Raw genomic sequence first — 14,325 nt, forward strand, 5'->3', positions numbered from 1 at the left:
GGATAAATTTTGGTACTTACACTATAATGTTACTTTAGATATAAAATATCTATAAAAAATCACTGTTTTCAATAAATTATTTCTAATAAAATAAGGAAATGTACTCATTAAGAATAATAGGGGTGTGAAAGTTGAAATCAAATCGGTTAAAGTTAAAACATTTAATTATGGGAGTAGCAATGGCTGCCTTTTTCTTTACAAGTATTGGTAGTCTCTGGAGCGGTTACCAAATGAATGTTGACTCGATTAAAGAAAATACATTAGAAACGAATCGAGTGTACGCACAAAAATTAGCATCTACAGCAGATGCTTACCTAGAGGAGGCTTTTCAAATTTTAGGTTATAGTGCTTCCAATATAAGCTCAAAGATGAATGATGGAAATGCATTAGAGCAGGAAACAGATCGTTTGAAAATGCAAAATAGTATGTTTAACTCTGTCGTTATTACGAATGCAGATGGCCGTGTACTTTCTATCTCACCTCCCTCTATAGAAATAAAGGGAGAGGTTTTAACATCAGTTGGTGCTAAAGAGGCTTTAACTAAAAAGGAGCCGCTTATATCAAAACCTTATGAGGCGATAACAGGACGTCTAATTATTTTTATATCTTATCCTATATTCTCAGCATCCAATGAATATCTAGGAATGGTGGCTGGTAGCCTTTATTTAAAGGAACAAAATGCCTTTAATAATTTATTGGGAGAACATTATAGCCACGATGGTTCTTATGTATATGTAGTAGACGAAGATGGTCGAGTGATTTACCATCAGGACCCAAGTAGAGTCAATGATATAGTTACTGAAAATAAAGTCGTGAAAGCTGTAATTTCTGGGAAGAATGGAGCACAGCTAGTCGAGAACACAAAAGGCATTAAAATGCTTGCAGGCTATAGTGCAGTATCTTTAGCAGGGTGGGGAGTCGTATCTCAAAGACCTTTAGATGTGGCATTAGCGCCTTCGTTTGATCGGGTGCAGGATGTGGCGATAAAATCTATACCACTTATGCTGGTTTCAATCCTTATTGTGCTTTGGGCGGCAGCACGTATTGCTAGTCCTTTACAGCAATTAGCCACTTTAACAGAGGAGAGCCTAGATAGTAAAAATGTTGAGGGGCTAAAATCTGTCCAAGGTTGGTATTTTGAAGCGTATTCTTTAAAAAGTGTTTTAATAAGAAGCTTATCTTTTTTACATGGACAGGTACTGTTTTTCAAGGATCAATCGACCACTGATCCACTAACAGGGGTAACAAATCGACGTACGATGGATGCAATGCTGGCAGAATGGCAAGAAAACAAGCTACCTCACGCTATTATTATGTTGGATTTAGATCATTTTAAAAGTGTGAATGATACATATGGTCATGCTGTGGGAGATAAGGTGTTGCAATTTTTAGCGAAAAATATGAAAGCTGTAGCTCGAGAAGGAGATGTATGCTGCAGATACGGTGGGGAAGAATTTGTTATGCTATTACCTAATACTACAGCGGAGGAAGCAGCTTCTGTTGCAGAAACGCTACGTCAGGTTTTAGCTAACACGATCAGTCCTTGTGGTCGACCTGTGACATTATCGGCAGGGGTAGCTGTCTATCCTCAAATGGCTGATTCAACGGAAGCATTATTTGAAGCTGCCGATGGGGCATTGTATCTTGCTAAGCAGGCTGGGCGTAATCAAGTGATGGTAGCTGGGCAAGATAATTAGTAAAAAATTTATGACAGATAGGCATACATTGCTATTTTAGGGGTACATGATTAATGTAGAAATCATTTGGGCAAGCTACTCTTAAATGAATTGACATATATCACTTCTAAATCATGTTCAAATAATATGCAAACTCGGGACACATCTCTTGATCGACTTGACAAGACGTAAGGTTATCCCCCTTTCCCTTATGACATTTCAAGAACGACTAGATGTATGCCTATATATCGTTAAAGCCAAGCGAGCACCGATGCTCCTTGGTTTTTTTGTGTAGGAATCCCATAAGAAAAATGAATGAATTATGCTTATAGAGTTGCTTAATAAGACAGGGAAATCTAAAAAGGCGTACTCACTGCTCAAATGTACACTTTAAATTCACAAAGCACTGATTAATGCGTGACTTTCTACTAGTATTTTAGAATTAACTATGAAGGTTTTCTAATTAGCTGTCGATATAAAGGGTATGATGAAATTGATATTTGTGCGTATCAAAATCCATAAAGTGAAAGGATGAGTGGAATGGATAAAACCAAAATCCAAAAAGTGAACAAAGCACTTATTGCAACTGTCTTTGCTACTAGCGGAATTGCTTTAGTAGTGCCACCGCCACAAAAGGCAGAAGCAGCTACCTCACCGTTTAAGGATATCGATCAATATTCAAGTCACTATGATAATATTTTAAAATTATATTCTCAGGGTGCGATTAGTGGGTTTGCAGACAATACCTTCCGACCAAATCAAAATGTAACAAGAGGTCAGGCAGCTAAAATGCTGGCTACTGTCTTAAAGTTAGACCTAAAAAATGTACAGGACCCTTATTACAAGGATGTTCCAAAAGGTAGTGAATATTACAAATACGTAGCGGCATTACAAAATGCAGGGATTATGTCTGGATATTCGAATGGAACATTTATGCCAAATGAAGTTATTACACGTGGCCAATTAGCAAAAATGCTAGTGCTTGGATTTAAATTTGAGGTAGCTTCAAATTATAATCATAGCTTTCAGGATGTTAATAGCCAAACGAGTAATGCCATTTATATTCAAACATTAGTGGATTTAAAAGTTACAGAAGGAACTACGCCAGTTACATTTTCTCCATTTAATCCAGTAACTCGTGGTCAGATTGCCTCTTTCATTGTTCGCGCACAAGATAAAAAGGGGAATGCGTCCTCTTACAAGATTACGGGTATTGAAGATGATGTAGTCTACATAAATGCTGAGCCTTACACGGTACCTGACAATTTAGCAAACGTTTTTAATGAGTATAATGCACCTGTTTTACAGGGAGCAATTATTGAAGGTAATTTAGCTGGGAAGACTATTCAATCTGTTTCAAAGCTAACATTGAATGCAAGCGGCACAAGCTCAAAATTTTTAGATTTTGACGGTGAGTATGGTTCATTTGGTGCAACCATTGTTGTCAATGGAAACTATATTGGATTTTCTAATATTACATTGACTGGCACAATGCTAGTAAACGAAACAGTGCGTCCTCCTTTACATTTAAATGTTTCCGGCTACAAGCCATTATCAATTGGGCGCACAGCAAGTACGAATTTTTCATTTATTAACTGGTCTAATCCAGAAAATCAAAATGGAGAAAGCTCGTCCTCGTCCAATAGCAATTCATCGTCTGATCTTCAAAATTGGACAAATCAAAATTCAGAGAAGAACCCAGATAAAAACAAACCGTTTGTTAACTGGTCTAAAGAAAAAGTGACCATGAAAAATGTGGAAAAACATCTTGAGTTTTATAACAGCACTGTATCACGTTTAGTTGTATCTCAAAGCGGTACTAAAATTGAAACGAATACTAAGCTACCGCGTGTGGATATTATCGGAAGTGTTCGTGAATTTGAAATTCAAGGTGACATTGGAACACTAAACCTTGATACAGAAACAAAGCTTACAATATATGGCGATAGCAATATCGACTGGATTAACTACAATAGCTTTACAGATTTAGAGCTTTATATAGACGGTCGAGTTGGTACACTGTATGTGGATAATGCATTTGGCTGGGTGGATATTGGTCCATACACGTATATTGACAAAGTCATTATACCAAAGGGTGAATCACCAAATAATATCTTCGATGATTTCTTAGAGGATAAAGATAATGTTGGCAGTATCACAGATCCAGATGGTAAACCAATCGATAAGGATGATATTGAAAACCAAAAGCCTGCTGATAAAACTAAGCCTGTTGTTAATATCACTAAAGTATCTGTATTGAATGGTAGTGATGTACAGGTAGACTTTACTTCAGATAAAGTCGGCACATATTACTATATAGTTCGAGAAAAGGACGCTGAACCACCAACAAAACGAGAAATGGTTGATCGTGTTTCTACTGATAATGTTGCAAGTGGAACAGGTTCGGCTGTATTAAATAACAACACCTTTAAAGTGACAAATCTAGGTGAGAAAAAAGAATATGTTATTTATATAATGGTCGTAGATGGTGCGAAAAATGTTTCTGATCTTAAATCAGAATCCTTCCAGATGAAGGATGCGTCACCGCCAGTAGTAAAATCTCTAAAAGTGAATCCTTTACATGGTGGAAAACGAGCAGAGTTTACATTTACTGCAAGCGAGCCAGGGGATTACTACTACTATGTTCGGAAAAAGACAACTGCAGCTGATCCGACAACCGCAGATATAGTAGCAAAGCCAACAGGGACAGGTAAGGCTGTTGCAGGTAAACTAGGAATTACGGAGATTTTAACAGGCTTAGAGGCAGAAGAAGTGTATCAGCTCTATGTGGTCATGAAGGATGCATCGGGTAACTATTCGGTAGACCCTATCCCAAAAGAGGCCATCAAAGAGTTTACGACAAGTGCATTAGATAATATTCATCCTTATGTTGAGCAGACGAAGCTTGAACCAGCAGGAAAAGCAAATCAATTTTACTTATATTTAAACGAAGCATTGGATCCAGAAAGTGCTCGTAATATAAATAACTATGATTTATCAGGGACAGTTATTGTTAACACAACAGGACAAAATAAAATTAAACCTTCGGCAGTAGAATATAAAGAAGGGGACAAAAAAGTATTATTAACGATTCCTTCTGAAACAGGCTTTGTTTATGGTGATACATTACGCGCTACTGTTTTACCGGGCGTAAAGGACTTAGCGGGTAATGATTTTGAAAATGTCAATACTGTTGACCCTGGCAAACCTGTTAGAAACTATGCGGAATATATCCATGAAAAATTTGATATGCCTGTTATAACGATTGAAAATGTAGTTAGTAAGCCAGATCAAAATGATAATTATAGACGTTCTGAAGTAGAATTTAAACCAAGTAAGGCTGGTACTTATTATTATATGGTGCTGCCTGATACTGTTGAAGACAATGGAGAAGTAAAAACGTTTAAGCAATATTTAACAGACAAGGGCATTACAGAACGTGATTTTGTGAATGAGTTTGCAAATGATTCATCATTAAAATCAGGCTATTTCCAAATTGGTGGGGAGGATATATATATTGATCGTGGATCAGGTCCAGCTGATTTAGAGGAAGCTACAAAAAAATTCCCAATAACGATTTCGAAAGACAAATTGAATCCATTCCTAAGCTATTCCGTCTATATGGTCTTAAAGGATCGTGGCGGGGAAATTTCGAAAATTACCTCAAAGGAAATGATTGGTGATACAAGAGCACCGTTAATTAAAAATTTAGTAGTAAAACCTAAAGAAAATGATGATACGAAAGCTATGATTTCCTTTGATACTGATGAAACAACAGAGCTTCATTATTGGTTTGTACCGAAGAAAAATGCAGATGGCACAACAAATGATTCAGCAAATCTAAAAATTGATACACCTGCTGAACGCAAATTCTTAGAGGAAAAATTAAGAAGTAGCCCAAGCGTTAAGAAAAGTGGAAAGGGATCATTCCCATTATCTGAAGCTACAGGTGTAACTTTAGAGCCGCATAAGGAATATGTTGTGTATTTTGGTGCTGCAGATACGTATGGAAATATAACAGTGTACAGATCCAACGCTACTTCCGATGGTTACGATGAATCAAGTATGGGTTGGATGAGAGAAAATTTCTATTCTGATGGTACACCACCACGTATTGAAATGACAGTTGATGGTCAAAAGAAACGTAATATTGTTTATCGTAATCCAGATGATACATTTACGATTACATTTAGTGAAGCCATTATGCGCGATGAAAATGGTAATTCTTTAATAAACAATTTAAATTTACTTACAATTACGAATGAATCTGGTCAAGATATTACGTCTCAATATCAATTTGTTAAGTATACACAAGGTACAAAAACAACAGATGAAAGTAAGTTGATTATCAGACCAGTTGCACCAAATACGGCAGATAAAACATTTACAGTGAAGATGAAGAATGAAGCAGTCGATTACAATATTACAGGTTACACGGGTAATAAATTCAATGTTGAGGATTTTGGAAAATATGTATACCAAAAATCTGGTGTGGCATTCAGATCAGCTACATTAATGGGGAATATCTCAGTGGGGAATGTCCATTCTTACAGAGAGCTTGAGTTTATGTATCAACTTGCAAACGCAGGAGATGATGTGAAATTCTATTATGCAGTCCGTGTAAATGTTGTTCCTGGAGACTTAACCGCAGAAGAAATTATTTTTGCAGGTGAGCATGCTGACCAAATAGCGGCTGGACAAGCTGTTCCTGGTATTGCTAATGGTATTTCAGTTGCAGGTACTGGTAAACCTGAAAATTCATCAGATAACTCCCAAAGATCGGTATTAACAACGAAGTCTTCTAATCTGAATAAAGTATTTATGGAGGGTGACCGTATTTACTTTGCAACTGTCGATAAATATGGTAATATTTCTCAAGGTGTACTAGATACAAACGACCAACAGAAATATATTAAAATTGAGAGAAAACCTTAATCAAAATCGTATAATAGACATCTAATTAAAGTTTTAGTTCACACTTTAAAGATTCTAAAACGTTATAATCAATTTATCAATATAGTAATTTGGAGAGATATTAAAAGCCAAACAATTGTAGAGAGCTACAGTTGTTTGGCTTTTATTTATAAACTTTAATTTGTTGGCATTGAAGAAAACTCAACAAGAACTACGTGCTATACGAGAGAGTAACAAAGTGTGTTTACAAAAAAATTACTTATCCTAACAAAAATATCAGACATTAAAATTGATTAAGGTATTGTGACATCAAATTTCATAAGAGGATATGCTCAAGTACGACTTCGTCATACAGCATTTTGATGCTATAAATATAACCCCAAGTGCGGAGAAATTGTCACCTGGGGTTTTCATTGTTATCAGGTATTTAAAAAGCGAGGGAGTCGGCTAAGCATACAGGGAAAGACACTAACATGATCCTCCTCATCGAACTTTACATAATGAGTGTGAATGTTTTGGTCGCTTAAACGCTTCATTCGTTCTGCTGCTTGCTCAGCTCCTTCAAGCATATCAGCCAGTTCATTGGCACCAATTGTGAGCAGGAGATTGATAGTATGATTCCCATTCCAAGTTTCACTAAGTCTCTCCATTTCTTTAAACACAGCATTGTCAGCCCACCAAACAGAGGGACTTCCAGCTACGATGTGCGTAAATAAATAAGGTCTTGCACATAAAGCATATAGAGTAAAAAGACCACCTAATGAATGCCCTACAATGGCTTGTTTACTTTTATTAATGGGCCATTCCTTTGCCACCTTAGGCATCAATTCATGTTCGATAAAATCTAGAAAATCATTCGCCTTGCCATTAGGAGGCCAAGGCGTACCATCAGGACGAGGTGGTAGATTTTCCTCACCTACAGGTAATGTAAAATCAAGGCATCGTCGTTCCATATCAAATGGCTCCTTTGAGGGATAGCCAATACCTATAACAACAATGGGGTCGAAGCCTTTTGGTTTTCTTGTTTGTAACTTTACAGCCTCTGCAAGCGTTGGAAAAAATGCATCTCCGTCTAAGGCATAAATCACAGCATAGCCTTCTGCAGGTGGCTCGTCTGCTGGGGCCGCAATCAAAATTCGATAGTCTAACTGCTGGTGGGAAGTCATCACGTATTCAAAATAGCCTTCTGATACATAGGGTTTTTTTGTCATAGTTTTCATGGCGTTAAAAACTCCAATACATCATCTATGACTTTTCCTTGTGCATGAATGCCTCCATTTAGCCAATAATCTCCTGCTGTTTCGAATACTTGATTGTTTTTGAAGGCTGTTGTACTTTGCCAAATTTTACTTTCCTTAAATTCCTTTAAAAATTCATCCCCAAGATTGCCATCATTGATAAGGAAAATATAATCTGCATCAAGCTCTGGTAAAATTTCTAATGACACTTCGAAGGCACCATTCTTCACTAAGCTGCTTTGTTCAAAGCCTAATTCATGTGTCAATACATAACCACTGAAATACTCATCAGTCATAAAGAACATACCTTTCGCATTAAAGCGAATTAACGCCACTTTTTTCCCTTGAGTAATAGTAGCTAGCTTTGCTTTTGCAGCATCCACTTTCTCTTGATAACTTTGTAATGCTTGCTCAGCCTTATCTGGTTCATTAAGCAACTGCCCCAATACTTTAATAGAACCTTCTAAATCGGTGGGTGCATTTTTGAATACGTATGTTGGTGCGATTTTTGCATATTTTTCATATGTGCCATTTTCAACATAAAAAGAGTTGTACAAAATAATTAAATCTGGTTTGTTAGCCATAATCGCTTCGGCAGATGGGGGACCACTTGCAAAGCTAATTTCTGGTACACCTTGTAACTGATCTTGCAAATAGAGCTGTGGCTTCACGCCATTTGACCATTGCATCATGGGTTTAATGCCTAAAGCAAGCAGCGAATCCTCCATGACAGGCGCAAATATTTTTGTCGGCTTAGCAGGTAATGTCACTTCATTTCCAAGCTCATCCTTTATTGTTAATGGATATACATCTTTTGGCTCCTGCTTGCTTTCTGAGACTGCCTGTGTTTTTGCCTTTTCTTCTTTAGTATTTGATTGAGCATTGCAGGCAGTAAGTACGCCAATAACAAGTAATAAAGAGGCAAACACAAAGATAGATTTTAAAATTGTTTGATAGTGATAACGACAGTTTACGTTCATTGTTCATCAAGGTCTCCTTCTACTGATAATGATTCTCAAATGGAATTATAATTCAGCGTTAGATAAGAAGCCATGGACTGGAACAGGAAAGGGATTTGGATTTTTTCCGGTTAACATTAACAATGTTTCATCTAACATTCGATTAATGGCAATAGCAGAGTACTCAAACCAAGGATTCGATGGCAAAATATACACATGTCCATTTTTTATAGCTTGTAACTCTTTCCAACTATCAAGGTATTGTAAAGCGAGCCAATAATTTCGAGTGGCCGTATCGGGGCAAATGATGAATAGCAAACGATCTGGATTTATGTCTAAAAGCTGTTCAAGAGTGATAAGCTCGTTACATGTTTCTTGTTGAGCATCAATAGGATGAAGCTGCAAATCTGTAAAAAGAACATTTTGAATTCCTTTATTACAATATAAAAATAATTGATCTCCACATAATCGGAGTACAGCAAAAGTATCCTTTCCAACCGCTCGTTTGATCTCTAGCTTTGCCTGTAATGCTTTTTGCTCGTACGTTTGAATGAAATGTTTACAAGCGCTCTGTTTGTTGATGGCGTCAGCTATTTCTGTTAATTGAGTTTTCCAATCCTTTGCTTTAATCGTCACATGTTTGACGCCAATTGATTCAAGCCAATGTAGCATTGATAGGGAGGGCTCCTCCTGAAAAATATGAATATCCGGCTTTGCAGATGCTAATTTTCTAAAGTTATCCTCCGATTCCGCATCAAATATATTTAAAGGCACATGAATTTTATCCTGGTAATGATTGTAATAATATGGACTCCATTTAGCATTGAGTGGTGCAGCGACAGGTATTATTCCTAGTGCTAATAAATTCCCAATAGTGGACACAGAAAAAGTGGAGATACGCTGACGGGCTATTTTGCTATAAGAGGATGGTGAAACTCCAACCTCCTTTTTAAATTTTCGACTGAAATAAAATTCGTCACTGTAGCCAACCTTACTAGCAATATCACGCAACAATAAGTCAGTATCGCGAAGTAATTGTTTGGCATGTCCAATGCGTAACTCTGTTAAATAATCAGTAGCACTTTGCCCGAATTCCTTTTTAAATGCCTCCCCAAAATAGCTGGAACTGAGACCAGAAATGAAAGCTAAATGATCAATCGTTAGAGGCTGATGATGGTGTTTTGCAATATAATTTCGGATATCCTTTAATGATATTTGAGTTGTCATCATATCTGTAGCACTTTCTGTTTTCATGTTAACAAGTCACCTCTTATATGTTAGTGTGAAAATTATTTTATATTAACCAATAGCTTCGGTAATGCACCCAGTAATTTCTCTCTTGTAAAGGCATCGTTGTAATTCCATTTTGTTGCGTCAATCAAATAAGCGTGGTTATTTTGAACAGCAGAAAGTTCTTTCCAACTATCACTTTTAAGCAGTTCCATAGTTGCTATTTGCGATTCAAGCTGGTCAGATAATAGCATAAAAATTCGATCACCAGCGTACTGAGGTAAGTGATCAATTGGGATTTCCTTATAGCCCTTCCCAGCTTGTAGTAATTTTTTTACTTGTCTATGAGGCTGGAATCCATATGGATGAAAAAGCGCGGGCGATAGACCTGTACAGCCCATAACAAATAGCCGTTTACCGTGGTCAAAAGTTAAAACTGTAGCCGTTTCACCAGGCTTTACAACTTTTTGTAGCTGTAGCCACATTGTATTTTCTTGTAGTCTAAAATGTGTTAGCCAATCTTCTGCTCGTTGTTGTTGCCCAAGCCACTGCCCTAGTAGAAGAATGCGTTCGTCCAAGGAATCCCAGGAATTGAGTGTAATGGTTGGAGCAATAGATGATAAAGACTGATATTGCTGCTCGTCATTATTTGTAAAGATAATTAAATCTGGATTCAGCTTTGAAGATTTTTCAATGTTAATTGGAAATGCCACATCTTGCACATTAGGTACGTGATTTTTATAAAATGATTTGCTAATAGATTTTTTGTCACCACCTATTGGTTGTACATTAAAAATCAACATATCCCCAAACGTTTCTCCATGATAAATAATTCGATGAGGTGAGACAGGAATTTCTACCTCATGCCCTGTCCAATCTTTAACAAAAGTCCTTTGCTTATATTGACGAGCGAACTGCTTTGGCGGAATGCCAACGATCTGTCGAAAGCGGCGATTAAAATAATATTCATCATCAAATCCAACCTGTTGGGCAATATCTTTTAAAGGTTCATTTGTTTGTAGGAGTAATTCCTTTGCGTTTTTTAGGCGTAAATCTGTTATATAATCCAATGGCCTTTTCCCAGTTAAGGTTTGGAAGATTGCACTGTATTGCCATTGGGCGATATGGGCTAAATCAGCGAGTTTTTTTACTGGTAAAGACTGCTGATAATACTTATGTATATAGTCAATTGTTTGTTCAACAGCCTTTGTAATATTTACTTGGTAATCCATATGAAGCTGATGTTCAAATAATAAATGTAATAATTCATACAAGACCACTTGTTGTTTAAGATAATCCGAGTGAGGCTTCATAGCATATAAATCCTCTGTTAGTCGAGTAAAGCGGGTAGCCGGGTATAACGTATATTCCACTTGCTCAGAAAAAATGGGTTCTATATATGGAGAAGGGCCTTGTACTAACTGAAAAGCTGAAAAGGAAATTTTATAGAAACGAAAATCTTTAGTTATACCCGATAAATCAATTATTGAATGAGGCTGTACAAGGAAAATTTTACCCTTAGTCACAAGATAGGGAATATCATCAATCGTTAACGTTCCACAACCATCCGTAAAAAGAATAATAGTATGATGAGAGGTTGAAATAAACGGATAGCTCTGTGTAATACAGTCAATAGCTTCTAAATGAAAAAGTAAGTCTTTGGTAAAAGAAGTTGAATTTTTATCTTCCATTAGTGACTTCCTTTCTAAATGAAAATCATTATCAATTAACTGTATTGTATAAAAAGTAAAGAGACATTTCAACAAAGATGAAATGTCTCTCTCTTTTATTTATTTTTTTAGCATATTTGGTAGTTCAGTTAGCAGCCATTCTCTAGTTGAGGCATCACTATCAGCTTTTCGAATGTCAATTGTGTAGACATGCCCATTTTTTACAGCAGGGAGCCCCTTCCAAATTGGACTTTCCATCATTTCCTTTGTAGACTGTTTCGCTTCATCAGGTACTGGCGTAAGGATGAAAATTCGATCTCCTGTATACTCAGGAAGAAGCTCTGTGGAGATTTCAGCAAATCCTGTCCCTTCATCTAGGATTTGTTGTATGTTGTCGCCAGACTTTAAGACATTGGAGTCGTAAAGAACCTGTGAAAGACCTGCACGTGCCATCACAAACAGTCGATCCCCAGGATAGTAGGTTAAAACAGATGCCGTTTCATTTTCTTTTAAAACTCCTTCGTCAACTAAGGATTTCCACATTGTATCTGCCTTCGCTTTATAATTACTGAGCCATTTTTCTGCCTCTTCCTTCTTGTTTAATATATCTCCAAGTTCTGTTAAACGCTGCTCTAAAGGTGCAAAGGTATCGAATACAATAGTTGGTGCCACTTTGGATAGCTGTTCATAGATCTTTTCATCTGAAGTCGCAACAATAATAAGGTCTGGTTTTAGTTCAAGTGTTTTCTCAATATTGATTGGGAAACCGACATCTTCTACATTATGTACTTCTTTCTCCCATGCATAATCAGTAATCCAGGAGAAACCTGCACCTACTGTTTGGGCATCTAATGCGACAATATCACCATAGCCCTCGCCATGATAAATCACTCGCTTTGGTTCTAGTGGGATTTCCACCTCATGATTTAAATAGTCTTTATAAACACGTACTTTGCTTTCAGTCGGTTGTTCTTCCTCTTTTTTTGCTGTTTCATTTTTGGAGCTACAAGCAGCTAGTACTAATCCTAAAGTTAGCAATACGCTACAAAGGAGCATATATTTATTAAACGTTTTCATACCTAGTCCTCCGAAATAGTATTTAATAGATAATGAGAATCATTATCGACATTAGTTAGCATAATGGAGCAAGTTAACTTTCACAATGGAGAAATGAAAGAAGCTCCATTAATTTTTATCCAAAATTTAATTGATGACCATGTAGGTTTTGGAAGTAAAATCCGTGTAACCGTTAAATTATCCGCCAATTGGTGGAGAACGATATTTAAAAAGATTAAAATAACCATGTTTCTAAATGATAATAATTATCAATGAGGGGAGGATGAAGGTAAATGAGGAATTTTTGGCTGTTTGTTACAACTGGTATGTTATTGATTGTCACAACGACAGGGTTTGCACGTATGGCCTATGGTATTATCTTACCCTTTATGCAGCAGGGGCTATCACTGTCAACAACACAATCCGGGCTACTTGGAACAATGCTTTTTCTAGGCTATTTGCTAACAGTAGGGCTTTCGGGAATGCTATCAATGCGCATTGGTGCAAAAAATGTTCTGCTCGTTGGAGGATGCCTTGTTATTTTAGGCTTGGGAGGTCTAGTATTTGTCACAGGCTTTTGTTGGTCGTCTATCACTTTGTTCTTAGCAGGGGCTGGAAGTGCATTAGTTTATACACCTTTACTATCGATAGCCGTTAGCCTGTATCCAAAGAAACGAGGCACTGTGATGGGACTGTTAATGAGCGGAGCTGGTATTGGGATGCTATTTTCAGGCTTACTCGTGCCATTCATGCTACAGCAATTTCCAGAGCTAGGTTGGAGAGGAGCTTGGTTAATATTAGCAATCATGACCATTGTAGTAGTGTTGTTAGCATATTGGGTAATAAAGCAACCACAGGCTATAGCTGAAAAGAGTACTACTCGGGATAGTAACGCTTCTTGGCGAAGTAAGGAGCTGTATATGATTACAGGTTTGTATTTCGCTGTTGGACTAGTCTATCTTATCCCTAATCTATATCAAACAAGCTATATGAAGGAGCTTGGCATCTCAACTGCTACAGCAGGCTCTATCTATGCAATTGCAGGTATCGTTTCTATTGGCGGAGCTCCATTTTGGGGAATGTTGGCTGATAAAATTGGTGTAAAAAAAGCTTTGATAGCAGCATTGCTATTATCTGTTATAGGAGATCTCCTTCCAATTATGCGAGAAAATACAGGAGGGTTTATATTATCCTCCATTATCTGGAGCTCTTCACTTGGTGGAGTTCTTGTTTTGATTCAAATGAAGGCTAGCCAGCAGGTGTCACCTTCGTATGTAGCATCCGCTATAGGTTTTATTTCCATTTTCTATGCTGTGGGTCAAATGATGGGGCCAGGAATTGCAGGCTGGCTTATTGAGTATGCAGGAGGATTTAAAATGGCTTATGGCTTTGGTGCAATCGTATTCTTTATCACACTACTTCTGTCAACTGTTCTTAAAGGTGAAAATATACAGGAACAATAGTCCTAGCGGATGTCACGTATTCACGCTAAGGCATAATTGATAGCTAAAAGTAGCTCTGTTTGCTATACTTTGGTTAATTATTGATAATCATTCTCAATAAAGAACTGAAGGATGGTGAC

The 14,325-nt window shown here is 37.1% G+C and carries 8 protein-coding genes; 3 read left to right on the plus strand and 5 right to left on the minus strand.

What is annotated here, in order from left to right; all coding sequences use genetic code 11:
- Window positions 1–131 precede the first annotated feature (131 nt).
- Window positions 132–1,697: a sensor domain-containing diguanylate cyclase gene (locus tag QNH24_RS01015; protein ID WP_283870349.1), complete on the plus strand. Its 1,566-nt coding sequence runs from the start codon at window positions 132–134 to the stop codon at window positions 1,695–1,697.
- Between the two features lie 519 nt (window positions 1,698–2,216).
- On the plus strand, window positions 2,217–6,611 hold the full coding sequence (locus QNH24_RS01020) for an S-layer homology domain-containing protein (RefSeq protein WP_283870350.1): 4,395 nt from the start codon (window positions 2,217–2,219) through the stop codon (window positions 6,609–6,611).
- Between the two features lie 398 nt (window positions 6,612–7,009).
- On the opposite strand, the gene QNH24_RS01025 is transcribed toward QNH24_RS01020, so the two are convergent.
- The 5 genes from QNH24_RS01025 to QNH24_RS01045 form a co-directional block, all read right to left on the minus strand.
- On the minus strand, window positions 7,010–7,810 hold the full coding sequence (locus QNH24_RS01025; RefSeq protein WP_283870351.1) for an alpha/beta hydrolase: 801 nt from the start codon (window positions 7,808–7,810) through the stop codon (window positions 7,010–7,012).
- Window positions 7,807–8,808, minus strand: coding sequence for an ABC transporter substrate-binding protein (locus QNH24_RS01030; RefSeq protein WP_283870352.1), 1,002 nt, complete (start codon window positions 8,806–8,808; stop codon window positions 7,807–7,809). The genes QNH24_RS01025 and QNH24_RS01030 overlap by 4 nt, the downstream gene beginning before the upstream one ends.
- Before the next feature lie 45 nt (window positions 8,809–8,853).
- Window positions 8,854–10,041 (minus strand): AraC family transcriptional regulator, encoded by a 1,188-nt coding sequence (locus tag QNH24_RS01035; protein WP_283870353.1) that lies wholly within the window; start codon window positions 10,039–10,041, stop codon window positions 8,854–8,856.
- Window positions 10,042–10,076: 35 nt separating this feature from the next.
- On the minus strand, window positions 10,077–11,708 hold the full coding sequence (locus tag QNH24_RS01040) for a helix-turn-helix domain-containing protein (RefSeq protein ID WP_283870354.1): 1,632 nt from the start codon (window positions 11,706–11,708) through the stop codon (window positions 10,077–10,079).
- A 99-nt stretch (window positions 11,709–11,807) separates the two neighbouring features.
- Entirely contained in the window at window positions 11,808–12,764 is a 957-nt protein-coding gene (locus QNH24_RS01045) for an ABC transporter substrate-binding protein (protein WP_283870355.1), read from the minus strand.
- Window positions 12,765–13,036: 272 nt separating this feature from the next.
- On the opposite strand from QNH24_RS01045, the gene QNH24_RS01050 reads away from it, so the two are divergent.
- Complete coding sequence (locus QNH24_RS01050; RefSeq protein ID WP_283870356.1) at window positions 13,037–14,206, plus strand: MFS transporter; 1,170 nt, start codon at window positions 13,037–13,039, stop codon at window positions 14,204–14,206.
- Window positions 14,207–14,325: the final 119 nt, after the last annotated feature.

The sequence above is a fragment of the Lysinibacillus pakistanensis genome (assembly GCF_030123245.1).
In the GTDB taxonomy this organism is placed as follows: Bacteria; Bacillota; Bacilli; order Bacillales_A; family Planococcaceae; genus Lysinibacillus; species Lysinibacillus pakistanensis.